General features: G+C 49.0%; 13 protein-coding genes. 3 read left to right on the forward strand and 10 right to left on the reverse strand.

Annotation, left to right across the window (positions count from 1 at the left end):
- Positions 1-5: 5 nt before the first annotated feature.
- From AB4Z30_RS18200 to AB4Z30_RS18220, 5 genes are all read right to left on the reverse strand, one after another.
- Positions 6-698: a beta-mannanase gene (locus AB4Z30_RS18200; RefSeq protein WP_441928878.1), complete on the reverse strand. Its 693-nt coding sequence runs from the start codon at positions 696-698 to the stop codon at positions 6-8.
- A gap of 21 nt (positions 699-719) precedes the next feature.
- Positions 720-2,003 carry a vWA domain-containing protein gene (locus tag AB4Z30_RS18205; RefSeq protein ID WP_441928880.1) on the reverse strand — a complete coding sequence of 428 codons (1,284 nt, stop codon included), beginning with the start codon at positions 2,001-2,003 and terminating at the stop codon, positions 720-722.
- A gap of 121 nt (positions 2,004-2,124) precedes the next feature.
- Entirely contained in the window at positions 2,125-4,632 is a 2,508-nt protein-coding gene (locus AB4Z30_RS18210) for a transcription initiation factor TFIID (RefSeq protein WP_441928882.1), read from the reverse strand.
- A 13-nt stretch (positions 4,633-4,645) separates the two neighbouring features.
- A complete protein-coding gene (locus AB4Z30_RS18215) occupies positions 4,646-8,035 on the reverse strand; it encodes a tubulin-like doman-containing protein (protein WP_441928884.1) in 3,390 nt (1,129 codons plus the stop codon).
- Between the two features lie 280 nt (positions 8,036-8,315).
- On the reverse strand, positions 8,316-10,109 hold the full coding sequence (locus tag AB4Z30_RS18220; RefSeq protein ID WP_441928886.1) for a vWA domain-containing protein: 1,794 nt from the start codon (positions 10,107-10,109) through the stop codon (positions 8,316-8,318).
- A 263-nt stretch (positions 10,110-10,372) separates the two neighbouring features.
- On the opposite strand from AB4Z30_RS18220, the gene AB4Z30_RS18225 reads away from it, so the two are divergent.
- Both AB4Z30_RS18225 and AB4Z30_RS18230 read left to right on the forward strand, forming a co-directional pair.
- Positions 10,373-10,522, forward strand: a complete 150-nt coding sequence (locus AB4Z30_RS18225) for a hypothetical protein (protein ID WP_434749071.1) — start codon at positions 10,373-10,375, stop codon at positions 10,520-10,522.
- On the forward strand, positions 10,519-11,454 hold the full coding sequence (locus AB4Z30_RS18230; RefSeq protein WP_441928888.1) for a hypothetical protein: 936 nt from the start codon (positions 10,519-10,521) through the stop codon (positions 11,452-11,454). Before AB4Z30_RS18225 ends, AB4Z30_RS18230 begins: the two co-directional genes overlap by 4 nt.
- 1,012 nt (positions 11,455-12,466) lie before the next feature.
- Here the strand turns inward: AB4Z30_RS18230 and AB4Z30_RS18235 are convergent.
- Positions 12,467-14,056: a DEAD/DEAH box helicase gene (locus AB4Z30_RS18235; protein ID WP_441928890.1), complete on the reverse strand. Its 1,590-nt coding sequence runs from the start codon at positions 14,054-14,056 to the stop codon at positions 12,467-12,469.
- A 674-nt stretch (positions 14,057-14,730) separates the two neighbouring features.
- Between AB4Z30_RS18235 and AB4Z30_RS18240 the strand changes: the two genes are divergently transcribed.
- A complete protein-coding gene (locus tag AB4Z30_RS18240) occupies positions 14,731-15,117 on the forward strand; it encodes a hypothetical protein (RefSeq protein ID WP_441928892.1) in 387 nt (128 codons plus the stop codon).
- 431 nt (positions 15,118-15,548) lie between these two features.
- Here AB4Z30_RS18240 and AB4Z30_RS18245 read toward each other — a convergent pair whose 3' ends face one another.
- The 4 genes from AB4Z30_RS18245 to AB4Z30_RS18260 all read right to left on the reverse strand — a co-directional run bounded on the left by AB4Z30_RS18245 (position 15,549) and on the right by AB4Z30_RS18260 (position 20,433).
- Positions 15,549-17,012, reverse strand: coding sequence for a SulP family inorganic anion transporter (locus AB4Z30_RS18245; protein WP_441928894.1), 1,464 nt, complete (start codon positions 17,010-17,012; stop codon positions 15,549-15,551).
- 654 nt (positions 17,013-17,666) lie between these two features.
- Positions 17,667-19,337: an ABC1 kinase family protein gene (locus tag AB4Z30_RS18250; RefSeq protein WP_441928896.1), complete on the reverse strand. Its 1,671-nt coding sequence runs from the start codon at positions 19,335-19,337 to the stop codon at positions 17,667-17,669.
- Positions 19,338-19,721 carry a phasin family protein gene (locus tag AB4Z30_RS18255; protein ID WP_441928898.1) on the reverse strand — a complete coding sequence of 128 codons (384 nt, stop codon included), beginning with the start codon at positions 19,719-19,721 and terminating at the stop codon, positions 19,338-19,340.
- A gap of 73 nt (positions 19,722-19,794) precedes the next feature.
- Complete coding sequence (locus AB4Z30_RS18260) at positions 19,795-20,433, reverse strand: ThuA domain-containing protein (protein WP_441928900.1); 639 nt, start codon at positions 20,431-20,433, stop codon at positions 19,795-19,797.
- Positions 20,434-20,642 lie beyond the last annotated feature (209 nt).

The raw sequence follows: 20,642 nt of genomic DNA on the forward strand, positions 1-20,642 counted from the left end.
TGTGTTCAATCTGATATCAGCCGATAAGCGGCTCCATATAGGGGACCGTCCGTGAAGAACAACCTTACATAGTCGTCTTTGGCGACTTCCACAGGTGGCATCTCATTTTTTCCTGCTGCAAAATCACTCACAAACGGATACACAGTACCATCATCCTTATTTAGTGGAACGCCACCCTGCTTGCGAACATAACAAAGGGCTTCTTTAGGTACAGGTACCTCGGCAGTCACGGTGATAAACACCGTCTTGCGTTTCTGAAAAAAGCCGCTCTTGTAACGAATGGCAAAGCGGATATCCGCCTTGCCTGCACTCGCAATACCTTGATTATCTCCATCCTGCTGACGAATCAGCACAGGACCGTCTTCCTGCATCAGGCATGCATACACCGTGTACTGGATCGCACCAAAACCGGTGATTCGATCCGGATACCCGTTATTTGCCTTGTATTCTTCACGCGTATACAGCTTCAGCTTACCCTGTGTCGATCCATCACCACGGTAACTGTAGTCAACATCGCCCATACGCCCTTCGTCCATACGATCAGCATTCATCCGATTGAGCTCCAGTCGTTCCACGTATACCGCTTCAAGCTGCTCCGGCCAGAGCCAGCGAAGTGTGCAACGACCTTCGTCCACCGCGAGCGTCAACTTTCGAATCCGGGGAGCCGAAGGATCTGCATCTGCACCTATAAACCGCATATTCCATTGACCTCCCCGATGTTAAAATCCTTTGCTGCGTGTATCTCTTGGCCGCTTACCGAATCCTTCCGCAGAAGGAGTTCCACTGCCAGCATCCCGGCGTCCTTTACTTTTACGTGGTGTGTTCTCTTTGATCGGAACAATCCAGGAGAAGAGGGTTAGTACACCCGACAGGATCAGCATCGCTCCCAATCGAACGAAAGCATCGCCTGTATTCGAACCGTTCAATCCCCATTCCAGTAACAGTCCAGCCAGCAATCCTGATACTGCACCGCCTACACCAAAGCTGAGAGCCAGATGACGGTTATCAAACACAAGTCCTAGGGATACGCCAAGCGCCACACCAATTAATAGCAAGGCAACGACGCGGAAAATAGCCAAATACATGCTGTGCTCCATCGCACCGGTACGCTCCGTCACCAAAGTACGTTCATCAATCGTATCGTAAATCTTCTGGAACGCGACATTCAGCCCGCCTGCGTCTGGCACATCATAGTACATCCCGCCAGTTTGCTGAGCAATATTTTTGAGCAAATCCGTGCCAGAAGGGTCTACAAGGCTCAAGCCAACGGTATGGATAGCCACCTGTTCTTGTACATACTGCGGCAAAATAGCTGAGATATCGGCGTCACTAAATCCGTCAGATAATAGAATAACGACTGTTCCCCGTTTCGGGTCCTGTTTGCCTTTAATCAGCTCCATGCCTTCTCGCAGTACCGTATCAAAATTAGTGCCACCCGACGTCGTGACGATGCTGTCGATTTTGCTGTTCACTTCATTTTTTGCTGCCTCGCTGTCTACGGAAATGAACGGCTGCAACAGTTGTGGCTGATCATGAAACGTAATCACTGCGACCTGTTTGTCACTTTCCATCTGATTAATCAAGGTCTTGGCAGCTTCAAACCGTCCGTTATTCGGGTCTGTATCATTCATGCTACCCGAGTTGTCGATCATTAATATGATGTCCTTGACCTGTTTGGCCCCGCCCGGATTGATCTGATAGAGCAATTGCAATCCCAACCCTACAACCAGCAGCAGTGCTAACGTTGCCGGTACCAACAGCTTCCAAGATAAACTGAGATATCTAAGCTTCCACGAAGCGCCATTCAGACGCGGTGAGATCATCTCCGCCAGCAGGCAGAACAGTCCTACACTAAGCGTCAGTACACCGAAGTATAACCCCATCAGCAGCAGGCGGGGCATCTCTCCAAGCCACTGATGCAGCATGATTTCTCCTGCCGCAAAACCCACTGCTCCGCCAATCAGGCTGAACAGCACCAGGAGAAGATTGATTTTTCGCTGCATGTCTGCATGCATCCTTTCTCAAAACCCGCCAGGAGCGGGCTGACTTAATACCCTTACCTCTACACTCCCTTAACAGAATGCCCTTCCAAACGTGCATTGTGCTTTATTATCTTTCAGTCAGCTACCGAAGCGGAGACAGTTTCTCTTCCAGCTCCGCAGGATGAAGCTCATAGCCGTTCTCTGTGTACGATTCGTAGTACACCTTGCCGTTACGGTACACCATGAGATCCTCCAGATGGAAACCACCCATCAGATTAAGCTTCTCCACCCCGCTGCTACGTTCCTCATATACCACACCTAGCTTGTAGATTCGTGAGGTTTCCTCGGCATGTGCCGCGTAGTCCATAAAAGCACTGTCATGATCGCCAAAAAAGTACTTTTCTTCATACCGATGCTCCTGTGTATAGTCGAACACCCGGATCCGGACAACCGCCTGATCTTCCAATGTACGATACAGTCTGCGGAATAGATCATCCCGCGTCAGTACATCCCGGTCCCGATACGTAATTGTGACATTAGCCCGCTGCAACAGTTCCTCTTCGAATGGCAATCGCAGTGGTTCCGCGGCGAGCAGCAAGGCACGGCAAACTTCCATTAAACGTGCAAGCAAACGTTCACTGCCTTCGGTAGCAAGCTGGTTCATGTCTCCCATATGTCGATCTTCGAACCATACATCCCGCCCCCGCCTCGCCTCCAGGTCGGTGATCAGTTCTTCAGCCACTCTTCCATAATACTCCATCACGTTCTGACCGATGTATTCATCCGCAGCAGCGATACTATCTTCCGCTGCTCCGCGCAATGTGCGTTCCAATGCTTCCAGTGAAGCCGTAACCTGGCGGCTGTAGCGGTGTAACTCTTCCATTTCCGTATCATAGATCCGAAGCAGATGCAGTTCATTTTCAAGCCGCAGCAGGTCTACCTTGGGTTCGTATACTCGTTCAAGCAAACAATCGATTAGATTGCGCACGTTCTGCTTGTCGCGGAAGAGGGCACGTTTGATCGGTTGATCCTCTACCCGTTCCTGCTGACGCTGTTCCAGTAACGCCCGTGCCGATTCGAGTTGCATCGATTTGTCACGAATCAGCGCGAGTAGCGCTTCACGCACGCTACCGGGCTCACCATCACTCCAGGCAACCCATTGAAAGTACCCCACCTCAGGGTGCTCCATATGGGACTGCTCAGCCTGACGGCGAAGCGACCCGCTGGAACTGCGTTCACGCACACGCTCCTGCACCGGACGAACCACATTCTCACGGAAGTAGGCTTCTGCCCCTTCTCCATAAAGCGCTCGCTCTGCTTCCCGTAAGGAGAGCGGCTTAAGCTCAGCGAAGCTGCGACTATGCGTCATGATGCCGCTCATTCCGCTAACCAAATCTTCGCTTGGCAGCAGACCCTCCACCTTGCGTTCTACCGAAGAAACATCCAGTCCGAAAAAGGCCATTTTGTCCTTGATGCTCCAGTCTGGCTCCTGTTGCATCCGGCTGAGTAGATAACGGTACAGATGGTACAACACAGTCAGCGCAATCGGTTTGTTCGGCCGCCTGATCTCGGCAAAACCCGCACTGGCATACCCATGCTGATCCGAGGTAGTACGGATATTATTTTTAAACGACGTATTATTGTAGCTATTCGCGCCTGTGCTGGCGATCGCAGCCCGGTCTTCATAGTTCTCCTCCTGCTTCCGGTTCTTCAGCAGACAGATGCGGCAGATGATCTCGGCATTTTCGATCCATCCGCCTGGTACACCGGTGCCACGTTCGTTTTTATCCGAAAGTACGTAAACCAGATCGAACAAAGGCGCTGCAGGATGAGTTACAGGAATGGATATTCCGTCCTCCGTCACGAGCAGATTGCCGCTGAACTTGTAATCCAACGATTGCATGTAATCGAGCTCCCGCAGAAAAGCAAGTCCTGCAGCGCTGGCATATCCGAAGGAATCAACCTGCTCCATCTCGCTAACCAGCACATGCAGATCCGTCTGTACCGACTTGAAAGACTGTGCCAAGATAGTCTCGGCCAGCTTCGTAATCTCCGGCAGCAGTACATTCAGCGGATCATCCGCCCTTGTAATGACGGTTACGTAAATTCGATCAAAGGACGAATACAGACGTCCATAGTCAGCAATACGGTTGCTTACCCGCCGCATCATTCGATTTAATCCAAAAAGCGCCGCTGCCGACTCGTGAAAGTTACGGTGTACATCCTTGCGAAGCGTTTTGGAAGAACGCTGCTGTGAATGCGAGGTGGGCGAGGTGGAGAGTGGTAAACGGTGGTATGTGACCTGAGCGTTTTCATGTGACGACGCGGCCCCATAACCTAATCTTGCTTTCTCCTGATCGGATTCATCCCTATTCACAGATGCATCGTCTGTCCCAATGTGCAAGTAGACCACACCGTCTTCGTTATCCCACTTCAACTGATTAATATCATGCACAGCGGACACCGCTGGTTTCACCAGGTCACCGACAAAAAGGAACAGGGCCGGGTAATGGATGCTACTGCGTCCATCCCCTTGGCTGCCCTGACGTTCCTGCTCTGTAGCGTAACGGGCAGCATACTTCTGAAGCTCACGCTTAAGTACGTGTTGCATCCCGTTTTCTTTTTGCTGCATATTACTTGGTACATTCATACCATCAGCCACCTTATTTCAGCCTTCTACGAATATCGTTCAGCTTCGACGACATCGTTCTGTAGAACTGGTAGATGTCTTCTCCGTTCGCGAGTTCTACCCGCTCATACTCCAGACGATCACGCGATTCCATAAACAATGTTGCCAGATCATCCAGCTTGCTCAGCAGTGGTGTAATATCCTCGGAAGCCGTCAGATCAGTATCACGGCGGGAGGCTTTACGCAGCAATGTGCTGCGGTCCTTCTCGGACAGGCCGCGGAAGTTGCCAAATACTTCGTATTCAGCGAAATTGCGGCTCTTCATCAGGTTGGCAAATGGCTCCCATGCATCTTCCTCCGGATCACGGTCGTAGACGTACAATGCACCCTTTTTGACAATCGTATCGGTATAGAGTGCTTCGATAAAGCGGTCATACCACTGCTCTTCGTCTTGGTACTGAGCAAGGATGCCTTCAAGTTCAGTCACTTTGGCGGTGATGGCATTCATCTTCGCCAGTTCCTCACGTACCCGCGCGATGAGCTGCGGAGAGCGTACCAGGTTTTCTTTGGCCATATCTTCATTAATACTTCCAAAAATATCCTTCACATTCACCCGCGGCAACCCCTCGGATTGCAGACGTTTCAGTTCAAGGACAGCCCGTTTCACTTCACCCAGATTCGGCGCGTTCGATGTGAGACGCATGTCGTAAGCAGCCAGCTTGGCAGATAAGTCAAACGGTTCCGTTGTGACAATCGCATAGCGGTTACTTGTATTTTCATCCTCCGATTTGGCAGTGACAATGTTATAGCCGAGCGCTTGCTCGAATTCACTGCGAACCCTTGCGTTATACTGCTTCACGCGGGCATTCTCGTACACATCTCCCCATGATTTTTCCGGGATTGGGGATGGCAGGTACGTCCAGTTATTTTTCTCCGTTTGCACCAGATGGCGTCCAATACCCTCTTTGTCCAAAATCGTGCGTTCGTAGCTCTCTTCATAGACTTTAAGAGGTGTATACACAAAGAGCGGTACCCCGTTGCGGGTATTCAGCCAGAAAATCCGGTTCCGTACTTCACTCTCTTTAACGGTAAAGTGCGATTTACCCACAGCATTGTTCTGGTAGTTGCGAATTCCTTTCAGGATACCCGGAGCCTGTGCTGGCACGGAAACAAATCCCCACGAAGGAAAGTGCAGACTGCCTGTGCTGTTGCTCAGATTAAACACCGGCACGGCCTCGTCATCCAGCTTGCCTGCAATGAAACGTTCCACGAATTTTTCAACAGACTCGTCTTTTCCGTATTTGATCACCAGGAAATCTTCCATGGAGCGGGTAATGAGGTCACCGAATTTTTCACTCAGAAAATCAGAGATGGAGCTGACAATATCAATCTCATTTTCCTTCACCCACTGGCTGGAATTCTCCAGCAGCTCACGCGAGAAGTCGCGGATCAGATCGTCCGTATCGCGTTTGTCCAGCAACCCGTCCACCACACTCACGATATCCGGTACACTTACCACGTTCCAATAATATGTTTTGTTGCCTTTGTGATCGGTTTGCTCTTCGCCGCGTGTCAGCAGATCGCCGTTCTTGGCAAAGATGGAGCTGAGTGCATTCAGCGTCTCGGAAAATACGTTATAAATGCGGCTGTTCTCTTGATTCAGCAGTTCATACAAATCTTCATAGAACTCGATCATCTGGTCGTTGCGTTCCACATCAGCATGCAGCCAGTATTCATGAATTTTTGCTTCAATATAAGCATTCTTTTTCTTCTCTTTGGAGACAAAAGCACTCTTCGCATCGCCAAGCTTCTCTTCGGATTGCTCCTGAGCCGCTTCAATATCACGCGGGATGCGGAACGCATTTTCGCGCAGCGTTTCGATGTACGACTGAATCATTTTCAGTACACAGAATCCTTTTTCGGTATAAATCAAACGAGAGACATAGAACGGCCCCTGTTCAGGATGCAAAAACATACGCCGGATCTGCTCGGTAAACTGACCCGCGATCTCACCCGGAAGTTGTTTCTTCGCCTTGATATATTCCTCACGGGCACGTGCCAGGAAATTCTGTTCCAGCTCCGTATCCATGTTGACGACCTGGGATTTCACCACATTGCCATAGGATAGACGTTCGCTGTTCTGGTAACCCGGTAGCGGTTCAGGTACGCGCGATTCGAAGGATTTAACTACACTTTCGAGATCAATCCCCAGCTTACGGGCGAACTTCTCGGTATCCTCCTGATTGGGTGCTTTGGAGAACATCGTGCTCATCTTGTCGAACATCCGGTATGCCAAATATGTTGTCATCTCTTCAATCGGCAGTACAGCGGAAGATGCACCGATGATGTTGTAGTCATAGTTGGCCGGGTACACTTTGTTCATCTGTGCGATGTTGGTGCGAATGTTACTGATGTAGTCATGGATCGCGAATTCCTCACCAGACTGCTTCTCTTCACTGGAGATAAAGTTGGTGATGTTCTCTGCCGTAACGTTCATGCAATAGTCGTAGGCATTCTCCAATAACTTGCCTTCCGTATTCGTCGCCGAGATCAGATGACACAGGTTAAATGGCGGCAGTGGTGAGTTCACGGCCAAAATGTTACCGTACTTCTGCGTAAACCGCTCCCCGCGGCTGTCCACGTTCATCCAGTAATCCAGCTCTTTGAGCGCTGCATATCCGTTCTTGCGAATATACTCGCGTGTATGCTCGCTCAGGCTTTTGTTGGACAGGTTCACGTCTGGCGTGAACAGATAACCGAGTGTATTGACGCGGTCAATCCCGGCAGAGCCGTGATCCCGCTCGATGATGCCGCGCACAATATAGGAAATATCGAGGAAGCATCCGCTACCTGTACCACCGGACAATCCGGTGAGCAGGAATACCATCAGTTTTTTGTTCGTGCCCACGGATAACGTTTTGATCTTTTTATCGATCGCCTGTACCACTTGATTGATCTTTGTAAACAGAAGCAAACGTCCAGCCTGACGCACTCCTGCGGCTCCGTTCATGCCATCCGTGATGCTCAGTTCAGGGGACAGCCAATCCGTGATATACGGCTCCAGTACGCTGCGATTCTGCAATAGGCCGCCAATCTCGGCATTGGATAACAGTACAAACTCGTTGATCGGATCCAGTCCGATGCCTCTGTATTTCTTCGCACGATCCTGTTCGTTCGTTTCAAAAGCAAGAAATTCAACATTGTCCGGCTTCTCCATCTTTTTCTTGGACACCGGGTCTTGCGGCAGCTTGAAGCGGCGATTAATCTGATATTTCAGACGCAACAGCGCGTCAATTCCCGTTCCGCCCAGACCGATAATCAGAATCGGGTTATCAATCGTATCGACTCTGATTTTCTCACTGACGATCCCTCCGCCCAGTGATACATCCAGTTGCTGAATATGTTCTCTCACGATCGGTTTCATTCAATATCCTCCCTTAATAAACCAGTTGGGTACAACTCATTACACTCGCCACTCCAATGACAGAGTAACCTTCCGATCGCTGTTATCCCCAGATTTTCTTGATTCCCTTTTCTAAAAGAAAAAATCTGGTGATAAAGGCGCACGCTCCGCTTCTTCAGGTTTTCTCTGTCCTCTCCGTTAACGTGTAAACAATTAGCCCAACTTATATTGGTATCCCTTTAAATCAAATCATGCATTTAAAACAAATTATCAATTTAAACCAATAAACCGAACAATCATGTTACACCAAATACTCAATCAAAATCGTTTTATCCGCCTGTTGCAGCGGGATGCTCAGTCGATCACCGTTCTTCAGTTCAACGCCTGAGCTTGCATCCACCGCACGGCCAGATTTCTCCAGCGTTCCCCCTGCGGTATTGCGGATCATTAGTCGGTCTCCACTGCCAGGGGTGAAAATATATTTCTCTGTTTCCTTCAGTTCAGGGTCAAGCTGCAACAATTGATGCAAATGGAGCTTGCCCCGGAAGGATGCCAGCTTTTTGTATTGCGGATAAGACTTGTCTCCGGTGTTCTCATCCCGAATCTCTACGATGATCTGACCGACAAAGCCGCGATTTTTACGTTTCAGCCAGCCCATCAGAAACCAGCCGCACGCCGCCACCACGATCAGGGCAATTACACCTAGGATGACAGGCAACCAAGGGAAAGGCTTGTCATTCGCAGCAGCTGGTGTCGTCGGCTGTGCCTGACTTCCACCTGCGCCCCCTGCATTAATGATGATCGGTGCACTCTCACGGTAAAAGCTATCTTCCTCTGCACGTATGACCAGTTCATAGTTGTGATTGTCCGGCACTTCAAAGGTTCCGGCAAAACCGGTACCCGTGTTCTTAAGCGGTTGCTCTTCACTCTTGCCTGTGTCCTTGTCATTCACAACCAGGGTGGCCTTCATATCCGCGTATAGATCCTTATCTTGTAGCGGCTGACCGCCATTTTCCAGCCTCGCTGACAGGTCGATCTTGTCGCCCTTCGTATAGGACTTGGTCTTAATTGGGTCCGCAACGAGTTGAAGATCATAGTTAAACAGCAGGTTGATATCAATGCTGTCTTTGGGAGCCCCTTTTACCCGAAGTTTCCAGTCGCCCTCCTGAGGTTTCAGCAGTTTTACGAGTGAATAACTTTTGGATGTAGACAGCTTGGCCTCTTTCGAATTCAGGTTCACGTTTTTGCCTGAAGGATCGGTTAACTGTATTTGTACCGGCTTCGAGGACATGATGGAAATATTGGCTTCCAGCACGCTGTCATTCGGCACACTCACGGTAACTTCCTGATAACTGCCGTTTCCGGTTATAGATGGCAGCTTTACAACATTCAGCTTGGCATGATCGGCGAAAATTTCACTTAGAATCTGTGGCAGATCATCCGGTGTATCGGTAATAAACGACTTGCCTCCCGTTTGTTTGGCGAGGTCTGCAAGTGCATTTTTGTTCAGCTTGCCATCTGCGTTAAGTCCGATGGTGTAGACTGGAATGCCTTTCGCTTGCGCATCCTTAACGGCTTTCGCCAGATCCGTATCCGACTCGGCCTGGGTGCGTCCTTTGCTTTTGTTAAAATCGTTATTGCCATCCGCCAGCAGTACGATCATGGGCGAGTGTGATGTGTCAGCCCCATGGTTCAAAATATTCACAGCCTCCGCAACACCAACGGAAATATCCGTGTAAGGGCCTCTGCCAAGCTGGTCGATAAAGTCTTTCAGATTGCTTTTATCTGCGTCAGACTGAATCTCGAGCATAGCCTTCTCTCGCTCTACCTGATCGGTATAGGCGACAATACCTACTTTATCACCGACGGTTGGCAGCATATCTATAAACATTTTCATCGCTTCATTACTGATCTTGTCACGATCACTTGTATTCATCGAGTTGCTGACATCAGCTACAAGCACCGCGTCAATTCCACTCGTCTGTGCCTGAGCGGCTTCCGCTTGGGGGAGCAGTGCCGAAGGCAGCAGCAGGGTTAGTAATGCCAGCAGAACCATGGTTCCGCTGAGCCAGCGTTTTTTGTGTATCCGCAGCATGGGCTGTACTCCTTCACGTTTGAGATTAAAATGGGAATAGTTTATTATAGGCGTCAAGCCTTAAGGAAATCTTAACAGTCTGCTAATAAAATCTGAAAAGCACCCCTATTCTGAGTTACAGTTTTGTAATGTCTGACAAAAATCGACGATTTTAGGGCTTTGGTTGGAACAATAATTCCAACTATGGAAATATGATATAGTTATTGCCAGCAAACTGCAATATAACAGTGCTTGATTCTCAAGCCATAGAAAGGGACGGAATTATGGTTACATACGTATGCCTCGCCATATTGTTTCTTTTTGTCATCATCAGGGTGATCACGTTTCAGGTTCATCGCCGCAAACCCGTCTCCCGCGAAGACACTGATCGCACCCTGTACAATATTCTGAATGGCGGACGTGATGGAGCATGAATACGAAAAAAGTTGTATCCCTACGGCCATTTAACCGAACGACATATGCCTTTGAAAAGTTGCATATTTGCAAGCGCTGCGGACAATATACATGCCTTTGGGAAGAACACTGCACCTCCTGCGGGCGTGGCACACTTGTCTCTGTGCAAGAGAAAGCAGATTCACGAGTGAAACGCCGGATGGTGCGTGATGTGTTCTTCGTTCTATTGATCGGCGCAGCAGCTACTTATTTCGGTGAAACGCTCGATCAGTCCATGATCGCGGCTACGGTGTCGCTATTGCTGCTCGGTGGACTGATCTTCATGCAGCAGCGCTCATTCCAGGTTGAACAGCGACGCGAGATGAGACGCTTATTGCAACTGGATGAAGAAGTGATCCGCCAGAGCATCAACCGAAACTGGGCTCTCGTTGCCGAAGCGCGAAAAGAAGACGAGGCACTCGCATATGAGATGCTGCGCGAGATCGGATCTCTGATCTATAACGACCGCATTCGCCTGCAACAGATTGCGTTACTGCAATCCTTCGTGCTGCGAAGCGATATGGACTTGCAATTGAAACCGCTCCTGCTCCATAACTTCGAGCGGCTGCTCGCCGAGTATATTGGCGAAATTGCCAGGCTGAAGCCGGAATTGATCCGTGAAGACGCGATTCGTTATATCGCGACGTATGAGGTTCACATTTTACAGTTGCATAATGGCATCCAGATTCTGACCGCCGTGGCGGCCGCTGCCGTGCGTAAGAGCAAATATATTGAGCTGTTTCCCAGCCTGATTACCCGCTATGCACGCTTCATGCCGAAAGACCGTTTTATGCGGCTCTATCACACCATCGAACGTTATCCGACCAAAGCACGCGGTGGACTCGCGGAGTCCGTCGGACGAGTGTATAACGAGAAGTACCGGGATCAGTACGCTGATGATGTCCATGGGTAACCGTGCAACCAGCCGATGTCAGAGTATATCGTAAGCAGTGAGAAAAAACTTTGCGTTTACATTAACACCAGCGCACGGTCGCTGGAACCAGCTGCGTTACTTGTATATGTGAATGTGCAGAGGTACGGGCACCGGGACTAGTATACGTTCAGATTCAGAAAAGTGAATACATTGCTTGTGCACCTGCTGTACACTCCATAAGTGAAATAATGCAAATCAGCTCCCTAACTATAGACGAACGGTACACTGGGCTTCCCTGCATTGATGTGATCTAGTAAGCAAGATATCGTGCCATCTTTTAATCATATAAGTTTTAAACCGAAAACACCCCGTCCTTAGGTCTAGGATGAGGTGTTTTGTCGTTCTGGTACTTATTGCTCGGATTCTAACGATCACAGGGGAGCTTATTTCGGCCAAATTATCACTATAACAATTCTAACGATCTCCAGGAGCCCTATTTTGCTAAAATCACCGCAACTCACCCTTCATTAGCAACTTTTTCACCAAATAGCGTCTCCCGTGATCGTTAGAATTTTTTACTCTTCAAAAAAGCATGAATAAGGCTTCTCGTGATCGTTAGCGCTCGGGGATGAGATCATGTGGTAGTTTAGCGGGATTAAAAGCTAACTCATATGTAGTTTGATAGAAGGCAAAGTATCGCGCGGCAGTCGACGGCACTCATGGGACAACATTGAGGTAACAAAGGGGCTAACTCGCAGACGATATCACATCAAAACTAGCAGTGGTGTAGCGATCATAGCGTGGGACTATACAACGAGCGAGAGCTGGAGTGAGGTTCATCGTGTAGATAAGTACATGTAAAATAAGTGCTGTAACGTTGGCGTAAAAAAGGGCCGCGACGTGCTTCCGTCGCGACCCTTGGTTCGAGCGTTCGGTACGATTGCGTACCCGAACACTCTTGATATGAGCCATGCGGCATCCGCTATTGCGGTCGCATGGCTATGATGCTTCTAGCGCAAGATGCGGCTGCATCGCCGCTTGCGCCAGTGTGTTACCGCCCGCGACGAGAATCGCGGCGGTCGCCTCTGCTCGGACCGCGTCCTGCGGAGTCCGAGCGGCCCGAACCAGCGCCACCGCGCCCAGCGGTGCGCTTGTCTGCGCTGCGGCCAGCCCAGCCGCCGCTGCTGCGCTCTTCGCCGCGGCCTGCACCACCGCGGCCGCCTTGGCTTGTACCGCGGCTACTGCTGCTGCGGCCTTGGCTTGCTGCACCGCGACTGCTGTCGCTGCTGCGCGCCGATCCGCGGCCTGTGCTGCGCTCATCACCGCTACGGCCGCCACTGCGTCCACCGCTACGGCCACCTTCGCCGCCGCGCGAACCACGACCGCCACGTCCACCATCACGGCGGTCATTACGTCCTGCACCGCGACGGGCACTGCCTGTCCCGGCAGTACGACCGCCGCGTTCATCATTGCCCTCGCTATTAATTACGCGGCGAGAAGCTCCCGTAGAAGCAACCGGGCCTTCACTTGTCCATTGAATGCGGTTCAGCTTCTGATTCGTGCCTTCCTCGATTCGAGCAAGCTCCGGTCTGTCATGCTGCGTCGCAAAAGTTACGGCAAGACCCGTTCCACCTGCCCGGCCTGTACGACCGATACGGTGAATATAACTTTCCGCATCATGTGGCATATCGTAGTTGAATACGTGAGTAACCCCTTCAACGTCCAAACCGCGTGCGGCGACATCCGTGGCCACAAGGATTTGTAACTTCGCATCGCGGAATGCCTTCATTACCTTCTCCCGCTTCGCTTGGGACAAGTCCCCGTGAAGCTCGTCACTTTCATATCCGGCTTCACACAGATCTTCGTTCAGCTTGGAAGCCCGGCGTTTCGTCCGGCAGAAAATAATCGCCAAATACGGGCGATAGGTATCAATCATGCCACGAAGTGCATCAAACTTGCCGCGATCTGTACATTCCAGCACCTGTTGGCGAATCTGATGAATCGGAATCACGGACTTGGAGGAAACTTTCACGTCCTCCGGGTCTTTCATATAGTTCTTCGCCAATACACGAATGCCTTTAGGCATCGTTGCCGAAAACAGCATCGTTTGCCGTTTATGCGGCAGCTCACGCAAAATCGTCTCTACATCGTCCAGGAAACCCATGTGTAACATCTGATCCGCTTCATCCAGCACCAGTTTTTTCACATTATCGAGCTTCAATGTACCACGGCGCAGGTGATCCAGAAGGCGGCCTGGTGTTCCTACAACGATTTGAGTTCCGTTTTGCAACTTACGCAGCTGCTTCTCTACATCCTGTCCACCATACACAGCAAGCACATGTAGCTTGTCATCGTTTGCAGTCAGTTTCTTCGCTTCTTCCGTAATCTGCAAAGCCAGCTCACGCGTAGGCGCGATAATGAGTGCCTGCGGAGAGAGGTCCGATACGTTAATTTTCTGAATAATCGGCAGCAAAAAAGCCAGCGTTTTTCCTGTGCCCGTCTGTGCCTCGGCGATAATATCACGTCCACCCAGCAGTACGGGAATCGAACGTTCCTGTACCGGAGTTGGCACAGCGATTCCCTGATGTTTCAGCACCTCGCACCATTCCGGGCGAATACCTAGTTGTTCAAAATTTGCCAATCGTTACACCTCTGTATATTCATTTAGATAAGTCCATTTCATAGAAGACCCTAGCCACTTGGAAATGCATAGGCATCTCCGTCTGAACTTGATTGAGTCTATGTCATTGTTTGAGGCGGCATACGAGCCTGCTATTGGCGTCCTCGTGCCCGAATTCTGCATCTGAACCTGATTCTCTACTCCAAACACACCTGTACCTGCAGCATACATCCTGTAAGTCCAAACTAGTTTTCCTGAATTCAACTCTGATTATGAAATGAATTTTTAAAAAGCAATCATTCCATTGCTCTTCTTCTCCATATCCTGTAGTTTACACGTTCATCCAGTAAAACAAAAGCGAAACCGAGCTACCGCGCCAACTTGTAGCATGAACGTATCGTAAAAAATCAAATATTTAGTAAAACAATGTGTCCACCAGGCAGTATTACTGAGCATTTTAGAGATAAATCAATAGCCCCGTTTAAACATAACCTTGCTCCTTGTTTTACAGTTCGTTTAATTTATTTATTCCTTTTAAAAATCAGCTTAATAAAACAGCTTGTTGAGTCATTTCGTCTTACCTACCCGCACACTTAATAGCAACATTTTGGTAACCAACATCCGTGTGCTCGTGTTTAATCTAATGTGCAGCATAACATTATTACTTCTCAGGAAGAACAGGAGGTCAATATGCGATGAAAGCGAGAGGATTCCGAAGAGCGATCATATGGGGACTGTCTGGCATGTTGGTATTAGCCATCCTTACTTTATTTTCGATCCTGAACAACGTTGGTTATGGCAACGTAAAGCAAATCATACGTTTAGAACGAAGCGGCCACTCAATCATTCAGATGGACAATCCCTCGCCGGGCAGGGAACGTTACCTTACCAAAGACGAGAATGATCCGCAGGAACGGTTAAAGTCAAGAATGCAACGTGAAGGTTGGAAATATCAACAGCAAGAAGGCTCCGGGTATTTTTTTATAAAAGAAGGCAAACAGGAAATTGTGACCACACGCAAATGGAATCATTTCTACATCCTATATGATTTGAATGCTGGTATCGCTAACCTTGAAGACTAAAGCCAACCTGAGCGATTAGAAAAAGATCACGCCAATTTCTAACGATCACCACAAACCTTATTTGCTCGAAATACGCACTGTCAGAATTCTAACGATCACCAGGAAGCTTATTTCCTCAAAAATCAAAGAAATCCCCCAAAAAAGGAGTGAAATCAGCTAAATAGCGTCTCTGGTGATCGTTAGAAATGCAAATGGCCCAAATACGCCTAAATAAGGCATCTCATGATCGTTAGCGCTCACGACTACAAAAAAAAGCGGCTCCCCTCGCATAAACCACAAGGAGACCGCTACGCATCAATACTTTGTAGCATTACCTATCAACCGTAGCCGTTTCAAGGCTTACCGTTACCTAACTATCGCTTAAACTCAGTCGCCTGCATTTGCAACCGAGCTCTTATTACGACATAAGAATAATCCCTGAAACAATTACTTTACGCTCCGTGTCCGCCAGTACCTGCACCTGACACATTAAATCCGCTGCGCTCCAGCAGACGGGAACTTTCTTCATTCAATCCACGCAGATGCACGGTTTTGCCGAGCTTCGCATATTTGAATTTCACTTTGCCAATCGCCACAACTGCCGTGTTGTCCCAGATATGAGACCCGCCAAAGTCAATGGTGATGTCCTGCGGATCGGTTTCCGCATCGAATTCATCCACGAAATGGGACGAGGAACCGAAGAAGAACGGCCCGTGTACAAGGTACACTTTCTGTCCTTGCTCCTCGCTAGCCTGTACACGAATTTTGGTCTGTTTCCAGCCAAAATGCAGCACGCTGAGCACGACACCGACCATTACACCAAGCGAAAGGTCATGCGTGTAAACAACGATGGCTACCGTCACCACCATAACGAAAGCTTCTGCGCATGGTACGCGGGCAATATTTTTCACAGAGCTCCAATCAAACGTACCGATACACACCATAAACATCACACCGACCAGCGCACCCATCGGGACTTGTTTCACCACACCACTCAGTAATAGTAGCAAAATGGCAAGGAACGCACCTGCCGTAAATGTGGACAGCCTTCCACGTCCGCCTGACTTCACATTAATCACCGACTGTCCGATCATCGCACAGCCACCCATCCCGCCAAACAATCCGTTTACAAAGTTTGCAATCCCCTGACCACGTACCTCTCGGTTTTTGCTGCTTTTCGTTTCCGTCATCTCATCCACAATGGTCGCGGTCAAAAGGGACTCCAATAAACCGACAAGTGCCATCGTAAACGAATAAGGAAGCAGGATCACCAGTGTATCCCATGTCCACGCGATATTCGGCAGATGGAACATTGGCAACGTACTCGTCAGATTGCCCATTTCACCCACCGTTTTGACATCGAGATGAAAAATCGCCGTAATAATAGTCATAATAATAATGGCAACAAGCGGAGCTGGAGCTGCTTTGAAAAAACGCGGCAAAATATAGATTATAGCTAGCGTTCCCGCCACCATCACATACATGATCCAGTTCGCTCCCGTAAAGTGGGTAAGTTGCGCCATAAAGATCAGAATCGCTAGTGCATTCACAAATCCGGTCAACACCGAATGAGGCACAAACGTAATAAATCGCCCTACTTTAAATATGCCTAAAATAAACTGGATGATGCCCGTCAGGATAGTCGCCGCAAAAAGATACTCCACGCCATAATCCTTGACCAGCCCCACCATCAATACGGCCATGGCGCCTGTTGCTGCCGAGATCATGCCCGGTCTGCCTCCTGCAATCGAAATGACGATAGCAATCGTAATCGATGCATACAAGCCGACCATCGGATCGACACCGGCGATAATGGAGAAGGCAATAGCTTCCGGAATAAGCGCGAGTGCTACCGTAATTCCTGCCAGCACGTCTCCGCGAATGTTGCCAAACCACTGTTGTTTTAACGTATTCATATGTTCTTGCGTTGCCTCCTAGATGTGTCCCTCAAATTAACGAACCTGCTGGAGAATAACGGGAGTCATACACGTCCAATTTCTCACCTTGGGACCCATAAAAATGACAGTGGGAAGTCTGCAAACAACACAAAATAACGGATAAGTCTTCGCAGAAAAAACTACTATTATCTGCCTGACTCTTCGCCTGCTCATGGTGATGTCTAAAAGCATACCGCGTCCTTAACCTGTCTATCGCTAGCAGTCTACTTGTCCCTAAGTGCATGATGGTCTAATGCCTTGATTCAGCCGCAAACACCGTCTCATAATCATCATGTCATTGCCGTTCCAGCATGTACTGACCATTTCCGTTACCATTCAGCTGTCTTTTTTGCTTACGGCATCTCGTCTCACCAACTAATCTCAACTACGTTTGCTGGATAGACAGAGCAATGCCTGTTGTTAGTTTTCCTCTCTCAAAAAAACCGGGGCCGTTAATCTACTGACCTATTATTATAGTTACAGACATACATATGTACGAACACTGTAATATCGTAAAAACAGGTGCTTATCTCCTATTATCTTCATCCTGCTAGATTTAACTCCCTTTATCTCTACTCATCAAAAAAAACCGCAAAGACCTTTCATAAAAGGCCTTGCGGTTGAACTTCCGGCTTAGAACCTACCCGATTTAAAAATCGAGTACAACAGGAACGCCACCATGAGGATTGCCACGAGAAAACCAATCTCAATCACCGGAATATCCCATAGCATCGTGGATTGGTGACTAATCGAAGATCCGATAATAAGTCCCACCATGATGATACAGAAGGCCAGTAGCACAATGCTGAATGATAAACGATTGCTGATCTGATCTAATCTACGCATGAGTGACTCTAATTCGGGTACGCTGATCTCCAGCCGCAGCTTGCCTTTGCTGATGATGGAGGACAATTGTCGCAGCTGCCCTGGCAGGCCAATGACACTTTCCGCCATGTCTGCGGCACTGCGAAATAACCGATTTTTGATCCGACCTGGGCTAAAACGTTCCTTCAACAACTTTCGTCCGAACGGCTCCGCCATATCCACGATGCTTAAGGTAGGATCAAGATGTTCAATGACCCCTTCCATTGTCAGCAACGATTTACCCATCAGGAGTATATCTGCGGGCATGACAACGCTATGTTTCTGGGCAATGCCAAACAGGTCATTGAGCGCCTGTCCTACACTGATTTTGGAAAAAGGAATATCGTAATATTTCGTTCGAAGTTTGTCCAAATCCACATGTAGGGCACGCGCATCCATGTCATCCGGCATCATACCTAACTTTTCAATTGCACGGATCATACTATCCGTATCCTTACGCATCAGCCCGATAATAAGCGAGGCAAGCTGCTGCTTCATCTCATCACTCAGACTGCCGACCATGCCGAAGTCAATGAAAGCCAGTCGCCCATCCTTCAGCACCATCAGATTGCCCGGATGCGGATCGGCATGGAAGAAACCTTGCATAAAAATTTGATTAAGCAGCGCATCCACCAACCGCTCAGCAATATTGTTCAGATCATGACCACGCTTCACCAGTTCATCCCGGTTGTTTAGCTTAATGCCTTCAATATACTCCATCGTCAGTACACGTGATGAGGTCTGATCCCAGTAGATTACCGGAATTTTCACTTTAGGGTCCTGCTGATATTGCTGTGCAATCTTCTCCGTATTGCGACCTTCTACCGTATAATCCAGTTCCGCCATCAGAGCCTGAGCATACTCCTCCACCATCTGCGGAATCTGGTATTGTTTCACCCAATCCCAACGTTTCTCTGCCATCGCGGTCAGTTCACACAGAATGTCCAGATCACGCTGCACAATCCGTGATATGCCCGGGCGCTGGATTTTAATCGCTACCGCCTCTCCGCTCTGAAGTTTGCCCAGATGCACCTGACCAATACTGGCCGCGGCCACCGGGGTATCCTCGAACCGGGAAAAGATCTCCTCCAGCGGTATATCCAATTCCTGTTCCAAAATACCCCGTGCCGTCTCTGATGAGAACGGCGGAACTTGATCCTGCAATTTGACCAGTTCCCGAATAACCGATTCAGGTAAAAGATCTGCCCTTGTGCTTGCAAGTTGCCCCAGCTTCACAAAAGCCGGCCCCAGCTCCTGCAGAACAAGCCTGATCCGTTCACTTAACGTCTTGGTGGGTTGTGCTTCACGCGACATCCACCGTCTGGGCAGGGCCAGTAGCTGGAATAATCCCAGCTCCTCGACCATATAACCGAAGCCATGACGCACCAGCGCCATGGCAATCTCCCGGTATCTGCCGACATGTTTGATCCGCACAGCCATCTATTCGATCTCGTTTCCTTTGAGAGGAGGAGAGTCTTCAACAACCGGAGCCGGGGATTCATCTAGTTGAAGCTGCGGTGTCTGATTCAGCTCGGCCAGCTTTTTTTCCAAAACCGCAACGCGCTGCTCCAGACTGGTCACGTCACTTTCGGATGCCACGCCAGCTTCCTGAAGCACACGTTTGACCTGCTCCTGAATGACACGTTTCAACTGGCCTTGCTCTTCTTCCCCGCGCTCCAACAATCGTTCAACAAACGCTTTGGATTCTCCGGGCGCAAGCTTCCCGCGTTCCACCAGCTCATCCACGGTTTTCTCAATCTTTTCTTTGCTGACTAACGTAAGACCAAGCCCTAACGAGAACGCCTTCTTGAACAAATCGCTCATCTTATTCATCCTCCTCTTTGGTTGTCTCTATATTACACCTCTTAAACCTCGACATGCAAAAAGGAGAGCTTTGTTATACGTACCGCGCTGCCCATTTACCTGCCTGCAAAACCAATCGACGATACATTTCGTTTGCAAAGGATGGAACAGAATGCCCAGGCATCAAATATACAATTCGGCCCAGTCCATATTTATGCGCCCATGCCGCCGGCTTAGGCCCCTCTTTGGACTGATATTCCAGCAGAATTTTGGTCTCTGTAAATGAACCGAACTCGAACTCATACGGCTCTTCTTCCATTGTGAAACCGGAAACCCCCTCCGTCACGGGATGATTCTCCGCCGTAACCGTGAACTCCAATGGCGCATAAGGCGGGTGATGAAGAAATTTGGCTCCGATCATCTGTTTGATCTCATTTCGGTTCTGAAGCGAGATTCCATTATGTAAGATGACCAGCCCACCCCCGTTACTCACATAAGACAACAGACCTGCTGTCTGCTGCGGGGAGACTTTTCCTCTCCAATCGTCCATGTAGGAGATACATACATCAAACCCTGAAATATTTTCATGAAGCAACATGTTGCGATTTTCACTGCACTGAACCGTAATCGTATCTTGAAAAATCCGGCTAATCTCCGCGTCTACCCCCTGTAGTGGATGCCAGTCCGGATGTGTATAATCTCCAATTAAAAGTGCCTTTTTGCGATGATCCATTACAATCATCTCCTTTCTTCTGACCTTGTTCGTTTTGATTCGTCTGCACACTCCATATCCTATAAATTAACCACACTTTGTATCATCGACTACCTGTGAATCTTCTACCTCACTTCTACTGCAAGGCATGTGCACAATTTAACATCAAAATCAAACACCTCTGTTACACCCGTTACTAGAGGTGAGTGTATATCTTCCATATCGGTTTT

The sequence above is a fragment of the Paenibacillus sp. 2TAF8 genome (assembly GCF_052114825.1).
In the GTDB taxonomy this organism is placed as follows: domain Bacteria; phylum Bacillota; class Bacilli; order Paenibacillales; family Paenibacillaceae; genus Paenibacillus.